Here is a 24,032-nt window from a genome sequence, read left to right on the forward strand (position 1 = left end):
GCAAGGCGGTGGCGATGATGACCGCTTGCTCCCAGGAGGCGCTGGGCGCGGCGCGGCTGAAGCCGCAGGACATCAACCGCTTCGTGCCGCATCAGGCCAACGCCCGCATCTTCGACGCGGTCGGCAGAAGCCTCGGCATTGCCGATGATGCAATCGTCAAGACGATCGCCGAATACGGCAACTCGTCCGCCGCGACGATTCCGCTGTCGCTATCGCTCGCCAACCAGCACGAGCCATTCCGGGTCGGAGAGAAAATACTTCTGGCGGCGGCAGGTGCGGGACTCAGCGGCGGCGCGCTTGTGGTTGGAACCTAGCCGCGCGGCTGCTGTCGACAAGACATCAAGACTAGTCATGCGAGACGGATGAGGACAACAGACCAATGCGAAAAATAGTCGCCGGCAAGCTTCACGGCATCCACGTCACCGAAGCAAACCTCAACTACCATGGTTCCATAACGCTCGACCCTGATCACTGCGAGGCCGCCGGGATCCTGCCGATGGAATTCGTCGAGATATGGAACAAGAATTCCGGCGCGCGGATTTCAACCTATGTCATTCTGGGCGAGCGCGGATCACGATGCTGCATCCTCAATGGTGCTGCCGCCCGCACCTGCCAGCCTGGCGACCCGATCATCGTCTGCAACTCCATCTACCTGAACGAAGCGCATATCACGTCGCTGAAGCCGCGGATCGTCACGTTCGACCAGGACAACCACATACGCGACCGCCTGAGCTACTCGGTCGAGCTCGACGCATATGGCCGTTATAGCTTCTCGATCCTTGATGAGGCCGATGAAGCCTTGGCCTTCCCTCCGCTTGTTTCCCGGGCGTGATTTTTATTCGACGCTTGCGCGAGCTTCCGCCAGAGCCATCGCATTCGGCCGAACTGGCGAAGGGTCAATCGGCGACGAAGTCACGGACGTTGCCCTTTACCGCGCGTGCTTCGAGTTCCGCCGCGAGGGCCAGCTCAACTTACCGATCAATCCCTAAACGGCGCGCGAGTTCCATGATCAGATCTTGCCCAAGGAAGGGCACTAGCTTAGCTAGTTGTGTGTCTGATCGACGTCTACGCCACGCGTATTTCCCAGACTTCTGCGCCGAGGCCCGGCGTGAGGACATGATGACAATGGCTGCGATCTCTATGCCCCGCGCACGATACTGTAACAGAGGCACATGAGCTGCCATGGATGATCTGGTCAAAGGGGCGTCACCGGCCTCACCCGCCACCTTCGAGTTCGCCATACGCGGCGGGGGAGCGTTGCGGAGGAAATGCCTAGGCTTGACGCAACGAATGGTGTTCAGGGTATGTCGGCGCCGTGGGCGCGCGCGTTAAAGCGCCGAGACGCTGGTGACGCGAAGACGCCGACCTATGCGACGCGGTAGGCCCGGCCAGGCGACAGCAGGCAGACCGGTCTGGACGATCAGCAACAGAAGCGCCCGGTCACGGCGCCCGCCCCAACTGCCGAGGTCGGGAGCGGCAAGCAAGGCTGCGGCTCCGACGTTGGTGAGGAAGGCGACGGGTCGGCGAACATAACGCTTGCTCGGGATGGCGAGAACCCGCTGTGCCAATGCGCTGTGTTCCGGGCGCAAGGCCACATGGCGGAAGAAGCAATGGATGGCGGCAAGACGGACATTGCGGCTACGGGCGCTGTTGTCGCAGTCGTGATCGAGATGATCGAGGAAGGCGCCGAGGAACGCGGTGTCGAGATCCGGCAAGATCACTTCCGACGGTCCCTTGCGCACTGCCGCTGGCCAGCAGCAGGCAGAAGGTATCGCGGTAGCTCGCCAAGGGGGCTTGCTTGTCGGTGAAGAAAACCTCAAGGAGAGCAGGGAACGTCCGGGCGGCGCGCATGGGCGGGACTCCAGCTGAGAGTGCTCCGCCCGCAGAAGCGCTTGCTGTAGTAGGTTCGGCGTTGCCGTCAAATACCAATAGGTGTCGGTGATGTGGGCATGGGGTCTGTGTGGCGGTGGGCGCGAAGCCGTTCAAGTCGCCTGAGCGGCCGAAACGTCATTTGAGGGTTGATTCATTCGCCATCGCGGCAATGCGGATGTGGTGCGCCAGAATCTGCTGGCCGAGTAAGCCGGCGAACACTGCAGCGCGTGCAGCCCTATCGTCAAACGCTGAAGGCCGAGGCGCTGGCGACGAGGCGGTTCGAGAAGCCACCGGGCCGACAGCTGCAGATCGACCTCGGCGAGCGTCTGGCCGAGATCGGCGGCGCGAAGATCAAAGCATTCGTGTTCAGGGCTACGCTCGGGCATTCGCGATGACTGCATATGCGTGCCTTCCGGGCCGAGAAGCAAGAGCACTGGTTTGCCAGGCTCGAGAGCGCGTTTACGAGCTTCGGCGGCGTGCCCGGAGGAAGTTCTGATGGACAATCGCGCGCTCGTCGTGCGCCACGGCGCGGAGAGCCGGTCCGTTCAGTTCAATGACAAGCTCATCGTTGCTTCCTTCCTTCGTTCCATCCATCGCGGCTGCCCTTGGGCCCGCAACTGTTCGAGGATCATCTCGGAATGCCAAAATCGGCGATATGCCTACCAATGATCATATGGAGGGATTGATCTCAGGAAACACGCGTCGCAGATCGTTGTTTCTCTAGCGCGCCGAAAAGACCCATAACCAACAACACATTTATAACCGCGACCGCGAACAGCATGGCGAGTGCACCGTTCGCACCAAGCCTCGTGATCAGCAGTGCTCCTAGCGAGGGCGATGCGGCCTGCATAATCAAGCTCGGCATGGCAATGCGCCCCATGATCGACGGGTAAAGGTCGTCACCAAAGACAGCGAGCGGCAGCGTACCGCGGGCAATGGACTCTAAGCCAATTCCCGCCCCGTAAAACATGAGTGCTGTCGCCCCGAGCGGGACGTTCACCCACAGAAGGCCAAGTCCAATAGCAACGAATACGGTCGAGGCAACCTTCGTCCAGATCGGATGATGGAAGCGGCTGATTGCCAAGTCGATCGCCCGCGCACCGACTTGGCATGGCCCGACAATCGCCCCGAGCGCGACCGCTGCAGCGAGCCCGATGCCACGAGCCTGAAGGATTGTCAGCAGATGGACGGAAAGCAGCGTTGAGCTGATCGAGCTGACGGTAATGACGAGCACCATTAGCATAAACAGCAACCTCAAACCTGCCGGTATAGGGCGCTCGTCCAAGTCCCCCCGGTCGCTTGCGATGACCGCACGTGTCTCTCGTTTCTGCTCTCTCGGCAGCGCAAAGACATAGATCGGCAGCAGAACGAACACATCAAGGCCCGCATAGATCAGGCATGCGTTGCGCCAACCGAATGCGGAGACGAACATGGCGGAGAGCGGCCAACAGATGGTGCTGGCAAAGCCACCGAACAGGGTCAGCGTAGCAATCGCGGTTCGCGCACGCTGGCCGTATATGCGGCCGAGCGTCGCGAATGCCGGGTCGTAGAGGCCCGCGCCCATGCCGACACCGAGCACCAGCCATGAGACTATGTAGACCAGTAGGTTGGGAGAGAGCGCCAAGCCGATTAACCCGGCAGCAAGGAAGACGGCGCTCGTCGCCAGCACGGGGCGACCGCCAAGCCGTTGGATGCAGTCGCCGATACGCGGCGAAACAATGCCGGCTACAAGCAGGCCGAGCGAAAGGCCACCGACAATCCAGGCCACCGGCCACCCCGTATCGCAGGCGATGGGCTGCGTCAGTACGCCTAGTAGAAAGAAGGAGGACCCCCATGCGAGTATTTGTGTCATGCCCAGAAGGGGAATGATCGTTCGAAGACGGGGCGCATCTCCGATTGGCGCAGATGGGTCTGCAGGGGTGATGTTCACGGGGCAGCTCCGCATGTCTTCTTGCCTTCTTCCTTGGCGATTACATCGGCGACGTAGCAGGCATCATCCCTACTCGGCGCAGGACCGCCGCAGCATTCTATCGCTTGCGCACCCGAGAAGGTTGTGGTGCAAATCTTAATCTCTGGCAGGGAATGTTCCATCACACTCGCGCCACGTCGGGGGATCGGCTGGCTTGCTATCGCATCGTCGACCAATTTCGTACCGGCCTCCGCGAGTTTTCGAAGCGTCTCCAGGCCTAACCGGAACATGCCCGATGCGTAATTGCTGGTCGGACGGCATCCTGCGCCTTCGAGTTCGGGATCAGGCGGTTGGACCTGTCAGGTCGCAGCCGACGATGAGGGTCTCTTGCGCGAGGTCGACAGGGTCGGCGAACGAATTTTTGGAAGATTGTCGATTTGAAACTGGCATGTTGCTTTCCTTCGTTCCATCGATCACGATCTCACCCAGAACATAACTGTCAGTCGGCAGTTCCTGCCGCCTTCGGAAGAGGGTGCATCAAAAATTGTGCCAACTGCGTTAAAAAAGAGCCGCAGAAATTTTCCCCCGCAGTTTCAACTTGTATTAGAGCGCAGCTGGAAGCCAGGTCGAACAGGCAGTGTCGCGGACTCGACAACGCCGACAGTAGGCATCGGTTGTCGGCGGTCTTTTCAGCAAGACCTGGCAGGATTGCATCGCCGGAAGCGGCGCTAGGCGACACCGCGATCATGATGATCGCTAGCCGGACCGGCAACGTAAGGAACCCGCGCCAAGCAGTCCGTGACGACGACCGGCATCTTGCGCTTCTGCGCAATTCGATAGGCGCGCCGGGCGCAAGCTCTATTTTCCAGCGTCCCTTTCTTCGCCGCGGTTCCCCCCGGCCATTCGCGCAGCAGTACCGCTGCCGGCGAGAGCGCCCTTCCATGCCAGATAGTAAGCCGGCCGAGCTTCTCGATGGGTGTCGGTCCAAAAGTGAGCGGATAGCGTTCGAACTTATCCAGCATGTTCTCTCCAGCGATGCGTGAATGAGCCGAAACTGGCTATGCACATCATTTTAACGGGCGTGTTTGGTCTGGGTCAGCTGGGCTATTCGACGTCTCAGAACAGCTTCGTGAATAGTCGAGTTTCAGCGCCGCATTCGTCACGAGACCAGCAACTGGCAACCAATGCCTATCGAACCGAGAAACTGCGCCTCCCGGAATTAGAACGACCGAAATGCGATCGCCGTCGACCGCACCAAGCATAGTATTCCTTGAAAGACCCGCCGATGTTCACGGTTGGTCCGAAGTGGCGTGAATCCGACTTTGATCTCGTCACCGCGCCTTAGTGGAGCAGCGATATGCCGCCCATCGGAACGAGCTGATGCACATCTGAAGATTCATTCCTCATCACCTCATCGTCTGGCGGCCGGTATGCAATTTCCTTGCAACTGCCGAATTGCTCAGCCGTTTGGCCATCTCTGCTGCCACTGCTAGACCGCCAGACCAGAAAGAGCACGCTTGCGAAATAGGTTACCTGGAGGAGCAGCGAACAAGCCAACGCTGCAAGGATCACTGTGCGGATAGAACGAGAAGCGAAGTAGACCGCCAAAGCGTTGCTGCACAGGACCAGCCATAGGGCGCGACAAAAGATTCTAAAGGGCAACGCCGTTCTCCTGGTTTGTCCGCCAAATCATGCAGCGACCTTGTCGGCCGCAACATGGGTCTGGCAGTTCTTCGGGCAGACGCGGGCGCAGGCTCCGCAGCCTACGCAGCGGCCGGCATGGTCGACGACCATGATCATTCGATTGAGTTCGCCATCGAAATCGTCGTCTTCACCGTCGCAGGGGCCGAGGATTTCGCCTGCGTCATCGACGCCGTAAAGGTGCATGACCTCGCGCGAGCAAACCTTATAGCAGCGTCCGCAGCCGATGCAGGTCGTGCCATCGATAGCGGTGAGATACTGCGGCATCCATCTGGAGCCGTCGCGGGTAGCGAAAGTGCTCGTCATCGCGGATCCTCCGACGCGGCGAGATTTCTCTTAGCAGCGTCCAACTCGGCAAAAACGGCGAACGTTCTCTCTGCAACCACCTTGATCTCAGTCCAGTTGACCGGGAGGTCCTCGGCAAGGTCGTGCAATTCCATTTTCGCAGTTCCCGCACGCGACTGCAGCTTGCGGACCTTCTTCTGCAGCTCCTCAAGATTTGACATTAATCCTTCCTCGAAAACGGCTTCCATCACGCCGGCGCAACGTCGGGACTGGCTTCGGTGTCTGCGGTCGCATCGTCGATTAGTTTGGTACCGGCCTCCGCGAGTTGCCGAAACGTCTCGAAGCCGAACCGATGGACGTCTGGACAGAACGACCCAAGGCCTGGCACCGAAAAGCCCGCACCAAAGGCCTCACGGGCTTGGCCTCCACAATAGGCGATGTCACCGGGCGGAAACGCTCCTCGATCACAAGGCCCTCGGCGGTGTAGAATATGTCGAGCCTCCACAGCACGCCCGGATCGGGATCGCCGATGCCAGGGATTGTACGGCGCTGTTTTCTGGTGACGATGAAGTCGTCCAACAGCTCGGCGGCCGATTTGCCTTTCCATGAGCCGCAGGGCTCCTGAGCACGGATCAGCCGCACGAGGCATTTGAGGAACGGGGTGGCAAGGGCCGCCTCTTCCTCGGTGAAAGCAGCGCTCACCGTGGCATCAGGCATGCCTTTAGTCCTCTTCCTCAAAACACGATTTGCCTTTTCGGCAGCGACTGCTTCGGGCACATTTGCGCAGCCGACGCCCGGCTCGGGGCAGGCAATTCCACGCGATCGATTTCCCGGTGGCCGACTTTGGACGCGTCTTCGTCTGTGAGGCCTTCCACGCGGATTCGCGTCGAACATCACTCCCGCCGCGGTGAGGCCGCAGATCATCGCAAGATTCGAGCCTTGAACCTGCTGCATGCGATCCATCAGGTGATGCATGGGGCCTACTTGCTGCGGTTACGCCAGGGACGAATTGGCCAGCAAGCATTCAGATTGACGCCCCTTTTTATGTATTTTCCTCGGCCGGCCGCGCTTTGGTACCTTAGGGAAATTGTTTTGCGGAGCCGCGCTGAGAGCGCTCTAACAGCCCTCCCACCCTTGTAGTTGGCCAGGGCCTGCAGCAAATCCGGCAGGAGATGTTGTCTCATGCCGTCCGGGATAGGCTCCGGACCGTCCAGCGACTTCAGCGCCAGCCCGAGCAACTCGATCGCGCGATGGTTGTTGCCGCTGTCGTAATAGTATCTGGCGACCGCCGGATAGGACCGGAACTTGGGGCCGTCGCCTTGCGGGGGATTGAGTGCCAGGATGTGTTCGGACAGCTCTTTGCCCATCGCGAAGCGCTCAGCAGACGGAAAGCGCGAGTGGTCATGCGCCGGACCGAACAGTTGGCCCAGCGCTGCAAGCATCCAATCTTCGGAGTTTCTTTCGATCGCGTCGCGAACCAATTCGCGCATTAGCGGGACGCCGGTCCACATGTCATGCATTTTGTGAAGCACCAGATGCACATGAGCCAGGCGGAAATTGATGTCGTCCGGCATCAAGGCGATGCCCTCTTCGATCGCCGAGAGCGCCGTCTTCCAATCCTCTATCTTTATCGCCGCCCAGAATCTGTCATTGATCGGCTTCTTCAACGCCTGTTCGCGCGCTATTGCGCCGTTTCTGGCGATCCGGGCCGCGTCGGCGGCTTTCGCTTCGTCGCTGGCGCGCCAGCTGCCGTTAAGCACTTTCGGCAAAACCTCATCGAGTTGCCTCGGATGACCGATAAAGGCGATGCGGCCGTCTCGGTCGACCACGAACGAGGTGGGAAGCCCGACAGAAAAGCTGGGCTCCCTCCAAAGCCTGTTCATTTCGCCTGTGGGGTCGAACGCGATCCGATAGTTCAGATCCGAGCACTTTTCGGACAACCACGCGTCCAACTTGGTTCGGGCCTCAACGGCCGAGGAAGCGTCTTCATCGGCCGCTATTCCGACGACCTCCAATCCGCCGTCTTTGTATTTCTCCTGCAGTTGCACCAGTTGGGGCGCCGCCGCCGCACATGGCCCGCACCAAGTCGCCCAAAACTCGACGACGTACACTTTGCCGGGCTGGAAGTTGGTGAGGGGCTCGCCACGCAGCCAGGTCTCGACTTTTATCGAAGGAGCCGGTGACTCCATCTGCAATGCCATGTTGCTCTCCAAGGCTATTGCCAAAGGTTGCGCGACTTTACGCGCGAGATTATTTCCCTCTAAGCGAGGGGCACACGGGTTCAAGGAAAAGGAGCATCGCTCGTCTCGCGCGTCAGCGCGCAGCCAGCCTTTACTCAGTCTTGCCGTTGCCGAATCTCAACTAGCAAAGGCCGTGCCAGTGCGCTCAGCGCGCAGTAAGGGGTGATTTCCCTTGAAATCCACCATGCGACCAAGATGGCCGGTTGTATTGATTCCGACATGTCTTCTGCCGTTGTCAGGTTTCGGACATGCATCGCGCGCTCAGCGCCACCAGAAAAGTCTGGCCAAGGACCACTCAACATGTACGCCGGCCGAGGGACGAGCAGATGGACATCATGACTGCGTCGGCTATCGCCATGCTCGTCATCATCGTCCGCGTCGTGCCCGTTGGCTGGAGCGTTGTGCCATTGCGGTCCCTCAAGCGGTAGCGGATCTCGGCAGTTGCGATCCCAATGGGCCAATCCATCGGCGAGCCGCCTGTGCTCCCTCGCCCGCCTTGCGATTGAATTGCTAGCCGGCGACATGGGAGTTCACCACGACCACGCCAGTCCAGCTGCGGCCCGCCAATACCGCCATCGCAAATGCCGCCATCGTCAGATTGACTGACGATCGTGGCGGACAGGCCAGGAGTACCGGTGCCGGCCCGTCAAGTCTGCGGGACTCCTGCTTTGTGTTACCTTGTGTGTTCGCGGTGCTCGGGCGCCACATCGACCGCCCGGGTGCGAATGTGAGCGTTGTCGGATTTGATTGGCCCAAGACCATTCGGCCGTCACGCGGGGCGGGCCGGACCGACTGAAGACACTGAAGATGCGGCCGTCCTCGCTGCTCTACCATCTGAGCCAATGACATTGTGATTGATGCCATCGCTTGCCGCCCAATCCGGCAAGGGCCGGACCGTCCAGACTCGACGTTGAGGCGGTCTCTCCCACGGCGCAGTTATCGCGTTGTTCAGCTCCAAGGCAATAGTGAGTGAGAGCGTGATTTCGCCCATGCGGGTGCCTATACGGGTCCGAACGGCGTGCCGCGTCCAAAGGATTCTCTTTTTCGACCTGACGCCGACCTGCGAAGCCTTGAGTTTGACTGCATTGAGAAGCGCATGTACGTCGGCGGCCGTTGAGTTCCGCTCACGGATCATCTCGGGCGAGCAGTAGCCGTCCCTAGGGGCGCGCTGGAGACGTCCGGTCTCGGGTCGAGGCGCTTGATTGTCTCGAGGCACTCCGCGAAAACGTGCGCCTTTGCCGCGACTCTTTCTCCGACTTGACATCAGGATAGGCGACCCGGGGAAGCAGAGCTTCGAACAGCATCGGTGCACCTTCGGAAGCGTCAGCGAGCCAAAAACAGCGGCAATGGCGGCTTTCCTTCTATCCATCTCCTCAAGCCGCCGAAGAGCCGCTCGCGCAGCCGTCGGCTGCTGTAAGCGCCCATGACAATCATGTTGGCAGAAATGTCGATTGCGTGCTGCGCGAGCACCGTTGCCGCCGGTTTGCCGGCGCTCGGCAGCCGATCGACCGACACCCGAGCACCATGCCGGGTGAGATAGGCAGCGACGTCGGCTCCCGGCTCGATGCCGTTTCCGGTGCAGGTCATCTCCGGATCGACTAATGTGACGCGAACTTCCTCGGCACCGGATAGCAAATCCAGAGCTTCGCGAACCGCACGGGACGCCTCGACGCGCGAATCCCAGCCGACCAGCACGCGCCGCGGCGACAGAGTCGCCTCGGCACCCTTCGGCACAACGAGCACCGGCTTTCCTGTATCGAACAAGCTGCCGTTGATAACAAGAGATCCGAGAGTGATGTCGTTGAGAAGTGTGGGGCCGACGATGGTCAGGTCATTGCAGAGCGCCCGCCGTCGCACCGCATCACCGACGCCGGCGTGATCACAGTAGTCGGTATCGACGTCATAGCAAATCCACATGGCTCTCAGCAGTTTTTGAATATCCCTGGACGTCTTTTCCAGAATGGCCATGTCGTGTGAAAATTTCTCGATTTGCCTATACCGCCTTTCCAGTCTGGCAATGGCCTCCGCGCACTGTTTTGGCCACTCGGGGATGCAATCGCCTAGCGGCGCCATAATCAGTACTGAAAGATTCGCGCCGACCTCGGCACACAAGCCGGCAGCAATTTTGACGTCCTCATCGGAGTGGTCAGCTCCCGTCACACTGAGTACGCTCTTGAAGGCCATGTGACTGCTTCTTTTTTGGGTATGTCATCTTACCTGGAGGCGCGTTTCGAAGGCGTAAGACTTGCCTTACGAGGGAGATGGGAGATGGCATTGGACCGGCTCGCCATTCAGCCATCCGGCTGCTCGAGCGAATAGCCGGCCGACCTGACGGTACGAATGACGCTGCCGGGCGAGGCCGCCTTCAGCGCCTTTCTGATCCGGCTGATATGGACGTCGACGGTGCGTGCACCGATATGGATATTGTCCGGCCATGCCGCCTCGATCAGCTCGTCCCGGCTGAAGACCTTGCCGGGAGCTTCAAGCAAATGCCGCAGCAGGTTGAATTCGAGCGGTCCGAGATGGATGTCGTGGCCATTGCCGCGAACTCGGTGGGCGTCGAGCTTCATCTCAAGGCTGCCGCAGCAGAGCCAGCTGCCGTTTTCGACCCCGTTTGAACCGGGCTTCGGCAGCGCCAGCTTCGTGCGCAAACAGTCAAGCAGCGTGGCCGGCGCGATTGGCCGCACAAAGCTCTCGTCAATGCCTGCCTTCAAGAGCTCGAGGTGCTGGTTCTCGGCGCCGGGGGCGATCAGTGCAATAACGGGAAGGTCGCCGGTCCGGGGCTCCCGCTTAAGCCTGGCGCAGATTGTGGAGCCCGTCGCGCTTGTTGGCCCGCAGTCCAGCACTACCGCCTGGAGCTCTCGTTCGTCGGCCGCTGCAAGTGCTTCCTTCACGCCGCCTGCCGGCTCGCTCGTGAAGCCGTCCACCCCCAGAATATGATTGAGGAACAGATACAATTCCGTGTCTTGCGAACAGATCAGGACCAGTGGCTTCATCGGTGCTGCCCCAACAACCAAATTGGCCTCGACCGCCTCGGTTGAGTGGGCTGGCCATGGTATGTCCTCAAGGGCTGGCATGATCCCGATGCTCCAACAGCGGCTCCATCAGGCCCGCGCCACCTCGGGATAAGCTTCAATGGCCGCGATCGCGTCGCCGGCCAGTTTCGTACCCGCCGCGGCGAGTTTCCACAACGTCTCGAACCCGAACCGGTGGACGTCGCGCAAGGTCTTCGACAGAACGACCAGCCGCCCGGCCGTAAAAAGTACACGCCCGAAGCCCTCGTGGCTCATCTCCATCATGGGTGATGCCATCAGGCCGGAGCGCTCTTCGATCGCCAGCCCGACGGCGGTGTAGAACATGTCGAGCCTCCATAGCACGTCGGGGTCAGGATCGCCGATGATCGGGATCGCACGGCGCTGCTCCTTTGTGATGATGAAGTCGCCCAGGAGCTCGGCTTCCGATTTGCCTTCCCATGTTCCGTAGGAATCCTGCGCCCGGATCAGGCGCACGAGACATTTGACGAACGGGGTGGCAAGGGCCGCCTCGTCCTCCGCCACATCAGAGCTGACCGCGGCGTCAGACATTTCACCTACTCCTCATTTGAATCCTCGTCCTCGAAGGACGGTTTCTTTTCGGCAACCCCTGCCTGGGCCAGCACCTTTCGCAGCCAGGGGGGAGGACACGTCCTCAGCATCGTCTGCGTGCGCAACAGAACCTCTTGGATGGTCTGGGGCTGCGGCACTTTGATCGGATGGATTTTCGCCGAAATAACCTTGGCTGCCGAAGGTCCGCCGATCGCCAGACAAAACAGGAGGTGACAGCCCTTCAGCGCCTCCACCTTCAAAGTGATGCGATCGTCGCCCTCGCTGCGATGCTTCCCGCTCTCATCGGAAACGTCGTCGAAGGCCACGGCTTCCACAAGCTGCCATTCCTCACGTGTGATGTCGTAGACTGCGAAGCGCTTGGCCGAACCGAAATGAGCGTTTAGGTTCTTCATGTCTTGCGTGGCGATCGCCACGCGCAAAGCGCCGGCTTGCCGCAGCGGCATCGATGCGTGAACCTCGTCAGTGACGAGCGAGAGGCGACGAACAGAGCTCATCTGGCATTTCTCGGTGGCGGAATGGATCAAGCGCGTCAGGCGTCGGCGGATGCCGGTTTGCCTGGAAGATGTTGGCAACCTCGAAGATCAGGTCGCGCGTCCCCTGATAGAGGATTGTGAGCTTGTGCTGGCTGCCGAGCCGGTCGAAGACGGGGAAGCCGACGCGCATGAGCGGGATTCCAAGGCGCTGCGCCGCCTGGCGGCCGTGGGAGTGGGTAACGAGAAGATCGGCGCCGGCGCCAAGAGCTTCCAAATCGCCGAGATCGCCGATTTGAATCGACTGCACCGGTACCTTCTCCAGAATTTTCGACATATCTGCCGTGGTGACCGCCGCCGCGATCTCGGAGCCCATGTCGATGAAGAACGTCGCGAGTTGATAGAGCTGGTCTGGTTCAGCAGCGATCGCAATTTTCTTGCCTCCGAAATGGAAATGTCCATCGAGCAACGCGTCCTGCAACTGCCCCCGGCGACGGCGGACCCCGGCCGGCACCGCCACGCCCGAAATCGCGGTCAGCAGCGAGACGAACCGATCAGCACTCTTCAATCCGGTCAGCGACTCGAACAACACGTAAGGCACGCCGGTCAGCCTGTGCAGCATCTCGGCCGGGCGGCGCATATGCTCACCGATGACGATGCATTGGCGGGCCGTGCCAAGCTCGCGGATATCCTCGACGCTGGCGCCGGCATAGGTGGTCGTGACCCAACGGTCTGGCACCGTGCCGTCGAGCGAGCCGGAGACGTCCGGCACAATCACCGGCTCGAGCCCGAAGCTTTCCACCGTCTCGCGCACATGCTCGATGTCAGCCACAGTCAGGTTCCAGCCGGGTAGAATCGCGATCTTCTGCGACTGCCGCGCCTGCTCGCCTGGCCGCGTAATCCTTTCGATCAGCGCGGCGACAGCCTTGGCCCAACCCTCTTCGATCGCGCCGTCGAAATCCGGCGTGTTGGCCAGCACGACCTCCGTACCTGCGAGTTCTTCTGCGCGCTTCAGCCTGATATTGGCGATATCGCCTGCGAAGTCTTCACCACGTGTCTCCACCAGCGCCGTCGTGCAGACCCCGATCAGCTTTGGCTTTGCGCGGGTCTTGAGATTGAGGATCGCCTCTTCCAGATGGTCTGCTCCGCCAACGATCGTTGCCACTTCGTCCATTGCGGTGGTCTGCAGGGGGATGGCTTCCTTGAAATGCCGCACGAACAGCACCAGCGCGAAGCTGGTGCAGCCCTGGCTACCGTGGAAAAGCGGGATTGCGCCATCGACCCCAAGAAAGGCCAAAGCTGCACCTAGCGGCTGCGACGCCTTCAGCGGATTGACTGCTGCGGCTTTGGTCTGGGGAAGGATGCGGACCATCGGCTTCCTCAACACTCGCCGAAATCGTCGGCCATCGTGCCGGCGAATTTCTTGAAGGCCTGGACAGTCGCGGTCTTGCTCTTCGTGCTCGGCGGTTCGTCGCCTGCGGCGGGCCGGCACTCCCACGGCGGTGGCTCCCGCACCTGGCGCCAGATCGGGTTGTGGATGGCAAGGTCGATCTGACGTACGAGCTCCACCATGCCGTCATAGCCGGCATAGGGCTGGTGACGCTCCTGGTTGATATCGAGCCAAGGTGTCTTGGCCTTCAGTGCGATAAATTGCGTGCGCCCGCCCGACAGCATGATGTCGGCTTCATGTTTTGAAAGCGTGGCGTAAAGCTCGCGCGGTGCCATGGTCTCGAACATGTGGTTCTCGTCCTTGAGTATCTGCTTGATGCGCTCCTTGTCTTCGTGCGTCGATTTCTTGACCGAGGTGCCGACGATCTCGATGCCGATCTCCATCAGTGCATGGACGACCGACCAGGACTTCACACCGCCAGTGTTGAGAAGCACGCGCTTGCCTTCGAGCCTCGGCCGGTAGGCCGCGAGCTTCTTCCAGGCAATCGCCTCCTCTTCAGCAATCAAGGCTTCAGTGCGGCCGAGGATCTCCGGTTCGGCCCCCTTCTTCACCAGCAGTCGAGATATCTGCCGGAGCGCTTCAGAGGTATCGGTGATGCCGTAGAAAGAGCCCTCGAAAAACGGAATGTCCCAGTGCTGCTCCATCTTGCGGGCGAGATTGATGAGTGCGGTCGAGCACACCATCATAGTTGCCCGGGCGCGGTGCGCTGAGGCAACGTCCAGGTAGCGCGCGTCCCCCGGAATTGAGGCGCGCACTCGGATGCCCAGCCGATCAAGGAGCGGCTTCACCAGCCAAAATTCGCCCGAGAGGTTGAATTCACCAAGGATATTGATGTCGTAAGGGCCGGCATCGTCGGGCTCTACCGTGCCGATGACATGATCAAGCAATGCCTCGCCGGCCAGCTTATTGCCGAGATTCTTGGAGCCGACGAAGCCCGGCGCATTGACCGGCACCACCGGCAGGCCGAACTTTTCCGCCGCGCGTTTGCACACTGCCTCGATGTCGTCGCCGATCAGCGCCGTCACACAGGTCGAATAGACGAAGATCGCCGGCGGCGCGTAAGTTTCCTTGATCTCGCGGATGGCTTTGAAAAGCTTCCGCTCGCCCTGCCCCATCACCACATCGAGTTCGGTGAGATCGGTCGTGAAGCTTGTGCGCCATAGCGTTGGCCCGGACGAAGCCGCGCCGCGGTTATCCCAGGAATTGCCCTCGCAGGCTAGCGGTGCATGGACCAGATGCGCGACATCGGTGATCGGCTGCAGCACGATTTTTGCGCCGTCGAAGGCACAGCCGCCAGCTGCCGCCCCGGGCGTCAGCGCCTTGGAGCAGCCCTTTTTGCGCGCCTTGGCATCCTTGTCGCGGTTCTTCTCGCAGGCAGGCTCGTTGAAGACATCCTGGATTTTGGCATTGAGCGAGGACATTGCGCCGGTCTCCAAAGTCCGTCGGGAAGACGACCGGCCTCACCGAAAAGCCGGCCGCCACTCCCTAAAGCGCGTCGCGATCTTTCAGGTTCGCTCCGTGCGCTTTAGGTTTTGACTTCATGCATGTGTTGCCCCGAAACCGGTTCCACTTTCGGGAGACATGCTTTAGCGGGTGAGGTCATAAGAATAGTCCGTCACCCCCGTCTCGCTTGTCTCGCGATCGAGCTTGTCGAAGATCTTGTCGAGGATTGTCGTCAGTACGCGCAACCCGCCCTGGTAGCCCATGAGCGCAAAGCGATGGTGATGGTGCCGGTCGAAGATCGGAAACATCAGCCGGATCAGCGGCGTGCCGGTGTCGCGCTCCAGATACTTGCCATAGGAATTGCCGATCAACAGGTCCACGGGCTCGGTGAAGAGCAGCGATCGCATCGCCCACAGGTCCTTGCCCGCCCAGACTTGAGCCTCCTTGCCAAAGGGCGAGGATGCAAGCAGTTCCTTCATCTCGGCTTCCCACGCCGTCGTGCCGTTGGTGGCGAGGCAGTGCGTCGGCTCGCCGCCTGTCTCCATGATGAAGCGTGCCATGGCGTGGACAAAGTCCGGATCGCCGTAGATTGCGTATTTCTTCCCGTGCAGCCAGGATTGGCTGTCCGCCATGGCGTCAACAAGTCGGCCGCGCTCCAGGCGGATTGCCTCGGGGATTTCCTTGCCGGAAATAGCGGAGACCTCCACCAGGAATTCGTCGGTCGCCTGGACGCCGAGCGGGTAATGGAACGAGGCCGTCGCCTGCCCGACCTCCTCGCAATATTCCAGTGTTTTTCGGGTGTTGTGATGCTGAAGCGAAAGTGTCGCCTCGGCGTTGAGTGCATTCCTCACGTCTTGGATCTTCGTGCCGCCGTCATACATGCGGTATTCGCCGTCCGACGGCGTATCGAACTGGTCAGAGGCGTCTTGGATGAAGGTATAGGATACGCCCATCAGATCGAGCAGGCGTTTGAGTTCCCGGTTGTTGCCAACGCAAAAGCCGTCGAAGCCCGGAATGATGTTGATGGTTCCTAAGGCTTCCGTCCGCTCCTCGCCTTTCCAGAAGTGCTCCAAAATGCCCTTGACCGTGCCGTCATAGCCGTCGACATGGCTGCCGACGAAGGCCGGCGTGTGGGCGAAGGGCACGTCGAATTCGCGCGGGACCGAGCCTTCTTCCTTGGCGTTCTCGATGAAGCTGTGCAGGTCGTCGCCGATGACCTCGGCCATACAAGTCGTCGATACGGCGATCATCTTCGGATCATAGAGTTTATACGTGTTGGCGAGCCCGTCGATCATGTTCTTCAGGCCACCGAACACTGCCGCATCCTCGGTCATCGAGGAAGAAACCGCCGAAGCAGGCTCCTTGAAATGGCGCGACAGGTGCGAGCGGTAATAGGCCACGCAGCCCTGGCTTCCGTGGACGAAGGACATGGTTCGCTCGAAGCCCGCGGCCGCGAACACCGCGCCGAGCGGCTGGCAGGCCTTGGCGGGGTTGATGACAAGCGCCTCGCGAGCGAGATTCTTTTCGCGGTATTCCCACGTCTTGGTGAATTCGCGTTGATCGGTAACAACCTGATCCTGGTGCGGACACTCGAAGGTCAGCTTCTTCTCGGCGAGCATCTGCCGGTATTCCGGCTCGCGGAAGAGGGGCGCATGGTCGAGAACTTTTTCGGCCGACTGCGGCATGGTGGTCACCTCTTTTTGCATCTGACCGCGCCATATGGCGGGACAGGGACATCAAACGTTTCAGGTCTTGCGCGGATCGCGGGGCCGCGGGGTTTATCGTCTCCTTGGGGAGAACAGGCTAAGGCCAGGCGTTTATTCGGCAGCCATCGCCCGCCCACGGCTCGGACGTCTTTTCCAAGGCGCCTCGAATAGGCCCCAGACCGGGTTGTTGATGGCAAGATCCACGTCACGGGCGAAAACGGCAAAGCCGTCATAGCCGTGATAGGGTCCCGAATAATCCCAGGAGTGCATCTGGCGGAAAGGTATGCCCATCTTCTGCACCGGGTATTTTTCCTTGATGCCGGAGCCAACGAGATTAGGGCGAACCCCCTCGATGAACTTCTCCAACTCGTAACCGGTCACGTCGTCATAGATCAGCGTGCCGTTCTTCACGTAGTGGGCGGTGCGTTGATAATCGTCGTTGTGGCCGAACTCGTAACCGGTGCCGACGATCACCATGCCGAGGTCCTCGTAGGCTGTGATGACGTGACGGGGCCGCAGCCCGCCGACATAGAGCATCACCGTATTGCCTTCCAGCCGCGGCCGGTATTTGGCGATAACCTCGTCGACCAAGGGGCGATATTTGGCGATGACCTTTTCGGTCTTCTCCTCGATTTCGGGTCCAAAATGCTTGGCAATCTTGCGCAGCGAGGCTTCGATCTGGGAGGGACCGAAGAAATTGTACTCCATCCAGGCAATGCCGTACTTTTCCTCCATGTGCCGGCAGATGTAGTTCATCGACCTGTAGCAATGGATCAGATTGAGCTTGGCCTTCGGCGCACGCTCTATCTCGGCGAGCGTTGCGTCGCCCGACCAGTTGCCGACCACGCGCAGACCGATTTCCTCGAGCAGGATGCGCGAAGCCCAGGCGTCGCCGCCGATGTTGTAGTCGCCGATCACGTTGACGTCGTGCGGGCCGCCCTCGAAATCGACGTCCTTCTTCTCGAAGACCCAGTCGCGGATCGCATCGTTGGCAATGTGGTGGCCGAGCGATTGCGAGACGCCGCGGAAGCCCTCGCAGCGCACCGGCACGATCGTCTTTTCGAGCTCCTTGGCCTTCTTGCGTGAGACCGCCTCGGTGTCGTCGCCAATGAGGCCGATCGGGCACTCGGACTGCACGGTGATGCCATTATTGAGCGGAAACAGTTCCTCAATCTCGTCGATGATCTGTTCCAGCTTCTTGTCGCCGCCGAAAACAATGTCCTTCTCCTGGAAATCGGAGGTGAACTGCATTGTCCCGAACGTGTCGACGCCCGTCGTACCGACGTAGTAGTTGCGGCGCTGCGACCAGGAATATTGCCCGCAACCGACCGGGCCGTGCGAGATATGGACCATGTCCTTGACTGGACCCCACACAACGCCTTTCGAGCCGGCATAGGCGCAGCCGCGAATCGTCATCACGCCGGGAATGGACTTGATGTTCGATTTGACGTCGCATTCGGAAAGGACCTCCTTTTCCTCGCCGGCCTCGTCCCCGCTTTTTGCGACGCTGAGGTGCTTCTTGCGGCGCTTCGCCGTCTTGTCGGGATATTGCGACAGCACCTCCTCGATAAGCTTCGCATGAAGAGCACCGTCATTTTCGTATTCCAGGCTCATGGGACCCCTTTCAAGGTTCGCGTGACGCCTCACCGGCGAGGCGCCGTTGTTCCAAAGGCGCGCCAGGTCAAGGCTGCGCCTCATGTCGACAACGCTCGTTACAGTGCGGCCGCCTTTGCCGTTTCCTTGGCCTGAAGCTCGGCAAGCATCTGCTCGTCGGTCTTCATGATGCCGAAGTCGAGCAGCATGTCTTCGAGCTCCTCCATGGTGATCGGGGTCGGGATGGTGCCCTGGCCCGAATTGGCATGGATCTTCTCGGCCAGCGCGCGGTATTCCCCGGCCTGCTTTGAGTCCGGCGCATACTGGATCACCGACATCTTCCTGAGTTCGGCATGCTGGACGATATTGTCGCGCGGCACGAAATGGACGAGCTTGGAATTGAGCTTGGAGGCCAGCGCTTCGGCGAGGTCGAGCTCGCGGTCGGTTTGGCGCTCGTTGCAGATCAGGCCGCCAAGCCGCACGCCGCCCGAATTGGCGTATTTCAGGATGCCCTTGGCGATGTTGTTGGCCGCATAGAGCGCCATCATCTCGCCGGACATGACGATGTAGATTTCCTGGGCCTTGTTCTCGCGGATCGGCATCGCAAAACCGCCGCACACCACGTCCCCGAGCACGTCGTAAGAGACATAGTCGACATCGTCATAGGCGCCGTTCTCCTCAAGGAAGTTGATCGAGGTGATGACGCCGCGGCCGGCGCAGCCGACACCCGGCTCGGGGCCGCCCGACTCCACGCACTTGATGCCCTTGTAGCCGATCTTGAGCACGTCCTCGAGTTCGAGGTCTTCCACCGACCCTTCCTTTGCCGCAAGGTGCAGGACGGTATCCTGCGCCTTCGAGTTCAGGATCAGGCGGGTGGAGTCGGCTTTGGGGTCGCAGCCGACGATGAGGATCTTCTGCCCCAGGTCGACAAGGGCGGCGAGCGTATTCTGGGAGGTGGTGGACTTGCCGATGCCGCCCTTGCCGTAAAAGGCGATCTGACGCAGACCTGACATGTAGCTTTCCTTCCTTCGTTCCATTCATCGCGGCTGCCCGCGACATGAATGCCGATCGGCAGCTCTCGCCGCCTCGCACCGAAGGGTCTCAAGACTCGTGCCAACTTGGCTGATGGGATCGAAGAAAGATTTCGTATTTGCTTTTCAGCTGTTTAGCGTGATCCAAGACAGCAGATGGCCAAACAAGCTCCTGTGTAGCGGACCCGACAAAGGCAACAGGGCGCGTCGGATTCCGTTGCTTGTGACCACTGCTGATATCGCCGGAACTGGCCCTCCCCGCCACTAAATGATCACCGCATCGGGATCCCTGTCTTTTTTGCAACGCAACCCTTTACGAGGAGGAAGCAAAGTACCTCGGGTGTGTCGGGAGACGATTGCAAAGATCCGCCGCCGTGCCTTGGTCCAGGGGAAGGTGATCGAGATAGCACCATTATGCAGCCGTTGGTCCTTCCCGCTCCAGCCGACGAGCGCTACCAGCCAGGCCAGAGGTAATTCCTTGGCAACATCCCCAGCGGTTCCGCCATCCGGCCGGGCTTGCTCCACGATCCAATCCAATGATTGGCGTTGACGCCGAGCGTATATCATTTGCCGGTCCCGGCGCACCACCTGCTCGACGTCGCCAACGCCGTTCACGGCTTTGGATCGGGTGGCTGCGCGGCATCGATCGGCTCCTGATAGAGATGGATGGCCCATTCGCTCAGATCGACAGCCGTCCTTTTCTTCGAATATGACGATACGTGGCTTGAGGACCCGGACCACTTCTCTCTCGAGCCGGCCCTTGCTCTCACCCGGGGTGCCTTCGCCCCTCCTGTCGGACTGGCAACCTTCGGTTCCATTAGCGGCTCGGCGCCCGATACCTGAGGTCGCCGCCTGATGCAGCGTGCCGAACGCCGCCTGGGCGGATCGCGAAGCTCGCGCCGTTCGCACCCTCGCGGAATACGACTATCTGCTCGGTGTCGCCGACGAGACCAGGCTTGGCGCGCTCCGCTTCCGCTGGGTCGGCGACGAGGTTTTTCAGGCGCCGATCCGCGATGGCGTTCCTGGCCTGATCGAGCTTGGCCGACTGCTCCAGATCACCGAGCGGATTCTCCGCGACGAGGAAACGGACGAAGATCTCCAGCTGATCTTTGCCCCCGGCTCCTCCCTCGGCGGCGCGCGTCCGAAGGCGTCGGTCATTGACCAATATGGTCGCCTATCCATCGCCGAGTTCCCGAAGGAAACGGACGACTACAGCATGGAGACCTGGGAGGAGATCGCGCTGCAACTTGCCGGTCAGGCCGGTATCGCCACTCCCGACCACGAGCTGATCGATGTCGCCGGCAAGGCGGTGATGCTCTCGCGGCGCTTCGATCGCAATGGCGCGACCCGCATCCCGTTCCTGTCGGCGATGGCGATGATGGGCGCCAGGGATGGCGAGCGCGGCAGCTACCGGGAGATCGTCGACGCCCTCGCGCAACACGGCGCCCAGGGAAAGACCGACGCCCAATGCCCTCTATCGGCGCGTGGTCTTCAACGTCCTGATCTCGAACGTCGATGATCACCTGCCGCAATCACGGCTTCCTGTGGCTGGGAAAGGCGGGATGGTCGCTCTCGCCGGCTTACGACCTCAATCCAGTTCCAACGGATCTGAAGGCACGGGTGCTCACGACGAACATCGATCTCGACGAGGGCACCTGCTCCGTCGATCTCCTTGAGGCAGCATCGGAGTTCTTCGCACTCACGCTGCCGCAAGCGCGCACTGTCATCAAAAAAGTCGCGGCGGTGACTGCGACATGGCGGGACACCGCGAAGGCGGTCGGCGCTCGATCGGCGGAGATCAACCGCATGGCCAGTTCTTTCGAGCATAACGATCTCAAGCGCGCGCTGGCGCTATGACAAGGAGCTTCCTGCACAGTTTCGATCCGCCAACATCCAGCCCTGTCACGGGCGCGACCGTCGACCTCGACGTCTCGGAGATCGAGGACGCCGGGATTCGCGAAGTGTCGCAGACACCAGGGGCCGCGTATGGCGTGTGGTCCATCCTGGACGCGGTGTCGACGCCAACGGGCGCGGGCACACCCTATCTTCCGGGAACCGCTTGGACATCCGATAGGTGATGCGACAGCGCCATCCGACGACATGCAATCAGGTCCGGAACATCGACCCGGAACCGCAGCCGACAGCTCGCAACCCACTCTATCATCGTCAGCCATGGCGCTCAGCAGATGCGAGCCTCCTTTGAATTCACTAGAAAATGTCTATTTGTCATTGACATATCCCGGGCTAACGCTGAAGTAGCCGCTTGCGGCCACTTTACCGCCGTGCAATTATGTCCACTATGAATGGACAATCTACATCGAAGCTACAGCTCCTGCTGCAAACCGTGCCTCCGGGCTTTCTGGTGGACTCAGCCTGGATGAAGCGCCATGCCATCTCCCGCCAGTCAGCTTCGGCCTACGTTGCGCGCGGGTGGCTCGAGCGGGTTTCGCAAGGTGTTTTTAGGCGACCTTTCAGCGCGGGCCACAGCTCCGAAGCGCGGTCCGGCTGGAAGATCCCCCTCCTGTCTGCGCAGTGGCTGATGGAGTATAGTTTCCATGTCGGCGGCATGAGTGCACTCGATCTGCGCGGCCATGCCCATTATCTGCGGCTGGGCGATGATCCCGCCATCTATCTCTACGGCGAGGATATCCCCGACTGGTTGGTGGGGCTCGACACCGACGCGCACTTCGTTCGGCGCCGGAACGACCTGTTTCATGACCCATCCCTCGGTGTCGATGACGCAACCTTTAGCCTCTCGGAGAGCTCAGACGAGGGCATGGGCCTTAGCCCCTGGCTTTGGCCAATTAGGATGTCCTCGCCCGAGCGTGCGGTTCTGGAAGCTACGGCGGACGTTCCGAACGCCATCAGCTTTCACACCATGGACACCGCCTTCGAGGCCTTGGTGAGCTTGCGTCCCCGGCTCTTGTCGCAATTGCTCGTGCAATGCCGCAGTGTGAAGGTGAAGCGCCTGTTCCTCGTCTATGCCGACAAACATGGGCATCCTTGGCGCAAACACGTCAATACAGCCGAGCTGAATCTCGGTCGCGGAGACAGGAGCCTCCTGACCGGCGGCCGGCTTCATCCGACTTATCGCATAACGGTGCCGGCTGACCTCCTGCCCCGAGAGGCGTCGGATGCGTGAAACCTACAGGCGGCAAGTGGAACTTCTGGTGCGCACATTGCCCTTCATCGCGCGCCAGGAGGTGTTTGCGCTGAAGGGCGGCACGGCGATCAATCTCTTCTATCGAGAGATGCCCCGACTGTCGGTCGATGTCGACCTCGTTTACCTGCCGATTGAAGATCGGGCGACCACGCTGAAGAGCATCGACCGGGCCCTCGAGGCCGTTCGTGAGGATCTGCAACGCGGTCTTCGCGGAGTGGTCGTGCAGCGGATTGCCGGCGGCGGCAACAACGACACCCGCGTCCTCGTTCGGCAGGGCAACACCGAGATCAAGATCGAGACCTCGCCGGTCGCCCGCGGCACCGTCCATCAACCGGAGTTGCGACGCGTCGGCACCCTCGTCGAAGACGCATTCGGCTTCGCCGAGATGCAGGTTGTCGCATTCGAGGATCTCTTCGGTGGCAAATTGCATGCAGCCGTCGACCGCCAACATCCCCGAGACCTGTTCGACGTGAAGCTGCTCTATGAAAATGAGGGGCTGACAGACCCCCTCTTTCGAACGTTCCTGGTATATGTCGCGAGTTCTGGTAGACCGCCTCACGAACTGATCAGGCCCTCACTCGCGAAGATCGAGGAGGCCTTCGTCAAGGAATTCGAGGGGATGACGTTGACGTCGGTCGATGTGGACGACCTCACAGGCGCGAGAGCTCATCTTACGGCGGACCTGCTCGAAAAACTCGATGACAACGCTATGCGCTTTTTGTTGAGCCTTCACGATGGCGATCCCGATTTCGAAGCCATTGGTTTGCCGCAGGCGGCTCAACTTCCCGCTGTGCGATGGAAGCTGCTGAATCTCGCAAAACTGAAGGAACAGAATCCAGACAAGCATACCCAACTACGCCGCGAGATCGAAAGTCTGCGAACTTAACCACGGGGGTTGCGCAACCCGATCTTAGGACATGTCACCCATGGGGTGAGGTTTTTGATTTTCTCAAGCCGATTAATGATCACCTTAACTGTCGCACAATTTGCCAAACAGGACCTATAGGGAAGCCGGCACTTGTACGTCGGCGCCGCACAGCGCCGCAAGGTCGTCTATCTCGAGGACATAGCCATTACGAACAAGTTCGAATTGGATTGAGTTGAGCTCTCTCACGGATCAATTCGACATAGTGAACAATCATCCACGACTGCTGCGGAGCCTCGGTTTCGGCGATGACGACCATGACGAATATGCGCTTAAGGTTGATGGGGATGGTCATGAGTGCCCAGTTTTCATCTCGTCCGGCGCACCGCTTCTCCGTTCCCGCGGTCCGCCCTCTCGCCCTTTGGTTGGGCTTCCGACATTTTTGTCCCCCTCCGGACACAAGAAGATTGATCGAATCGGCCTGTTCGAGACGGCTTTCATTTCTCCGAGCATTAAACGTTCTCGATGACCGAGCCCGCGGGCCGCCGCCGCAGCGACAAAGCAGCGCCGGAAAAGAAACTGGTGATCGATGCGGGACTGTTGATGCCGCAATCGCTGCGGCGGACGGGCTTTGACGTTTCGCAGCCCGCGAGTCTAGCCTGATCAGATCACCGACCTAGCCGGCGGGCTTTGCCGCGC

The 24,032-nt window shown here is 60.4% G+C and carries 22 protein-coding genes and 4 pseudogenes; 8 read left to right on the forward strand and 18 right to left on the reverse strand.

All coding sequences use genetic code 11. The features are described 5' to 3' along the window. Both bioZ and panD read left to right on the forward strand, forming a co-directional pair. A pseudogene (bioZ, locus tag AC4FWB_RS17950) lies at positions 1-314 on the forward strand (3-oxopimeloyl-[acyl-carrier-protein] synthase BioZ); the annotation flags it as partial. A gap of 65 nt (positions 315-379) precedes the next feature. Beyond that, positions 380-832 carry an aspartate 1-decarboxylase gene (gene panD / locus AC4FWB_RS17955; RefSeq protein WP_491027610.1) on the forward strand — a complete coding sequence of 151 codons (453 nt, stop codon included), beginning with the start codon at positions 380-382 and terminating at the stop codon, positions 830-832. Between the two features lie 496 nt (positions 833-1,328). On the opposite strand, the gene AC4FWB_RS17960 is transcribed toward panD, so the two are convergent. Beyond that, positions 1,329-1,715, reverse strand: coding sequence for a hypothetical protein (locus AC4FWB_RS17960; RefSeq protein WP_491027611.1), 387 nt, complete (start codon positions 1,713-1,715; stop codon positions 1,329-1,331). 384 nt (positions 1,716-2,099) lie between these two features. Here AC4FWB_RS17960 and AC4FWB_RS17965 point away from each other — a divergent pair, with 384 nt between their 5' ends. Then, complete coding sequence (locus AC4FWB_RS17965) at positions 2,100-2,267, forward strand: hypothetical protein (protein WP_491027612.1); 168 nt, start codon at positions 2,100-2,102, stop codon at positions 2,265-2,267. A 100-nt stretch (positions 2,268-2,367) separates the two neighbouring features. Further along, a complete protein-coding gene (locus tag AC4FWB_RS17970) occupies positions 2,368-2,541 on the forward strand; it encodes a hypothetical protein (RefSeq protein ID WP_491027613.1) in 174 nt (57 codons plus the stop codon). 19 nt (positions 2,542-2,560) lie between these two features. On the opposite strand, the gene AC4FWB_RS17975 is transcribed toward AC4FWB_RS17970, so the two are convergent. From AC4FWB_RS17975 to AC4FWB_RS18055, 17 genes and pseudogenes are all read right to left on the reverse strand, one after another. After that, positions 2,561-3,724 carry an MFS transporter gene (locus AC4FWB_RS17975; RefSeq protein WP_491027744.1) on the reverse strand — a complete coding sequence of 388 codons (1,164 nt, stop codon included), beginning with the start codon at positions 3,722-3,724 and terminating at the stop codon, positions 2,561-2,563. 785 nt (positions 3,725-4,509) lie between these two features. Then, positions 4,510-4,803, reverse strand: a complete 294-nt coding sequence (locus AC4FWB_RS17980; RefSeq protein WP_491027753.1) for a hypothetical protein — start codon at positions 4,801-4,803, stop codon at positions 4,510-4,512. A 319-nt stretch (positions 4,804-5,122) separates the two neighbouring features. Then, positions 5,123-5,443, reverse strand: coding sequence for an exopolysaccharide production repressor protein (locus tag AC4FWB_RS17985; RefSeq protein WP_491027614.1), 321 nt, complete (start codon positions 5,441-5,443; stop codon positions 5,123-5,125). 27 nt (positions 5,444-5,470) lie between these two features. Further along, entirely contained in the window at positions 5,471-5,788 is a 318-nt protein-coding gene (gene fdxB, locus AC4FWB_RS17990) for a ferredoxin III, nif-specific (protein WP_491027615.1), read from the reverse strand. Beyond that, complete coding sequence (locus tag AC4FWB_RS17995) at positions 5,785-5,988, reverse strand: CCE_0567 family metalloprotein (protein WP_491027745.1); 204 nt, start codon at positions 5,986-5,988, stop codon at positions 5,785-5,787. Before AC4FWB_RS17995 ends, fdxB begins: the two co-directional genes overlap by 4 nt. 26 nt (positions 5,989-6,014) lie before the next feature. Beyond that, positions 6,015-6,484, reverse strand: a pseudogene (locus AC4FWB_RS18000) (DUF269 domain-containing protein). 263 nt (positions 6,485-6,747) lie between these two features. Beyond that, positions 6,748-7,968 carry a TlpA disulfide reductase family protein gene (locus AC4FWB_RS18005; RefSeq protein WP_491027616.1) on the reverse strand — a complete coding sequence of 407 codons (1,221 nt, stop codon included), beginning with the start codon at positions 7,966-7,968 and terminating at the stop codon, positions 6,748-6,750. 1,362 nt (positions 7,969-9,330) lie between these two features. After that, positions 9,331-10,191 (reverse strand): universal stress protein, encoded by an 861-nt coding sequence (locus AC4FWB_RS18010; protein ID WP_491027617.1) that lies wholly within the window; start codon positions 10,189-10,191, stop codon positions 9,331-9,333. A gap of 107 nt (positions 10,192-10,298) precedes the next feature. Continuing rightward, positions 10,299-11,084, reverse strand: a complete 786-nt coding sequence (locus AC4FWB_RS18015; protein ID WP_491027618.1) for a response regulator transcription factor — start codon at positions 11,082-11,084, stop codon at positions 10,299-10,301. Between the two features lie 27 nt (positions 11,085-11,111). Beyond that, positions 11,112-11,591 (reverse strand): NifX-associated nitrogen fixation protein, encoded by a 480-nt coding sequence (locus AC4FWB_RS18020; RefSeq protein ID WP_491027619.1) that lies wholly within the window; start codon positions 11,589-11,591, stop codon positions 11,112-11,114. Between the two features lie 5 nt (positions 11,592-11,596). Continuing rightward, entirely contained in the window at positions 11,597-12,106 is a 510-nt protein-coding gene (gene nifX / locus AC4FWB_RS18025) for a nitrogen fixation protein NifX (protein WP_491027620.1), read from the reverse strand. After that, a complete protein-coding gene (gene nifN, locus AC4FWB_RS18030; RefSeq protein WP_491027621.1) occupies positions 12,072-13,454 on the reverse strand; it encodes a nitrogenase iron-molybdenum cofactor biosynthesis protein NifN in 1,383 nt (460 codons plus the stop codon). The genes nifX and nifN overlap by 35 nt, the downstream gene beginning before the upstream one ends. An 8-nt stretch (positions 13,455-13,462) precedes the next feature. After that, positions 13,463-14,953 (reverse strand): nitrogenase iron-molybdenum cofactor biosynthesis protein NifE, encoded by a 1,491-nt coding sequence (nifE, locus tag AC4FWB_RS18035; RefSeq protein ID WP_491027622.1) that lies wholly within the window; start codon positions 14,951-14,953, stop codon positions 13,463-13,465. A gap of 165 nt (positions 14,954-15,118) precedes the next feature. Next, positions 15,119-16,660: a nitrogenase molybdenum-iron protein subunit beta gene (nifK, locus tag AC4FWB_RS18040; RefSeq protein ID WP_491027746.1), complete on the reverse strand. Its 1,542-nt coding sequence runs from the start codon at positions 16,658-16,660 to the stop codon at positions 15,119-15,121. Positions 16,661-16,792: 132 nt separating this feature from the next. Beyond that, on the reverse strand, positions 16,793-18,295 hold the full coding sequence (nifD, locus tag AC4FWB_RS18045; protein ID WP_491027623.1) for a nitrogenase molybdenum-iron protein alpha chain: 1,503 nt from the start codon (positions 18,293-18,295) through the stop codon (positions 16,793-16,795). Between the two features lie 98 nt (positions 18,296-18,393). Next, positions 18,394-19,287 carry a nitrogenase iron protein gene (gene nifH, locus AC4FWB_RS18050; protein WP_491027624.1) on the reverse strand — a complete coding sequence of 298 codons (894 nt, stop codon included), beginning with the start codon at positions 19,285-19,287 and terminating at the stop codon, positions 18,394-18,396. Positions 19,288-19,569: 282 nt separating this feature from the next. Next, the gene (locus tag AC4FWB_RS18055) at positions 19,570-19,920 is read right to left on the reverse strand and encodes a hypothetical protein (protein WP_491027625.1); all 351 of its coding nucleotides are present in this window, start codon (positions 19,918-19,920) and stop codon (positions 19,570-19,572) included. An 84-nt stretch (positions 19,921-20,004) separates the two neighbouring features. On the opposite strand from AC4FWB_RS18055, the pseudogene AC4FWB_RS18060 reads away from it, so the two are divergent. The 4 genes and pseudogenes from AC4FWB_RS18060 to AC4FWB_RS18075 all read left to right on the forward strand — a co-directional run. Then, positions 20,005-21,162 (forward strand): annotated as a pseudogene (locus tag AC4FWB_RS18060) (type II toxin-antitoxin system HipA family toxin); the annotation flags it as partial. Between the two features lie 442 nt (positions 21,163-21,604). Continuing rightward, entirely contained in the window at positions 21,605-22,447 is an 843-nt protein-coding gene (locus AC4FWB_RS18065) for a type IV toxin-antitoxin system AbiEi family antitoxin domain-containing protein (RefSeq protein ID WP_491027747.1), read from the forward strand. Then, positions 22,440-23,354 carry a nucleotidyl transferase AbiEii/AbiGii toxin family protein gene (locus AC4FWB_RS18070; RefSeq protein ID WP_491027626.1) on the forward strand — a complete coding sequence of 305 codons (915 nt, stop codon included), beginning with the start codon at positions 22,440-22,442 and terminating at the stop codon, positions 23,352-23,354. Before AC4FWB_RS18065 ends, AC4FWB_RS18070 begins: the two co-directional genes overlap by 8 nt. Before the next feature lie 205 nt (positions 23,355-23,559). Continuing rightward, positions 23,560-23,862 (forward strand): annotated as a pseudogene (locus AC4FWB_RS18075) (hypothetical protein); the annotation flags it as partial. Positions 23,863-24,032: the final 170 nt, after the last annotated feature.

Source organism: Mesorhizobium sp. LEGMi-168a (assembly GCF_058312955.1).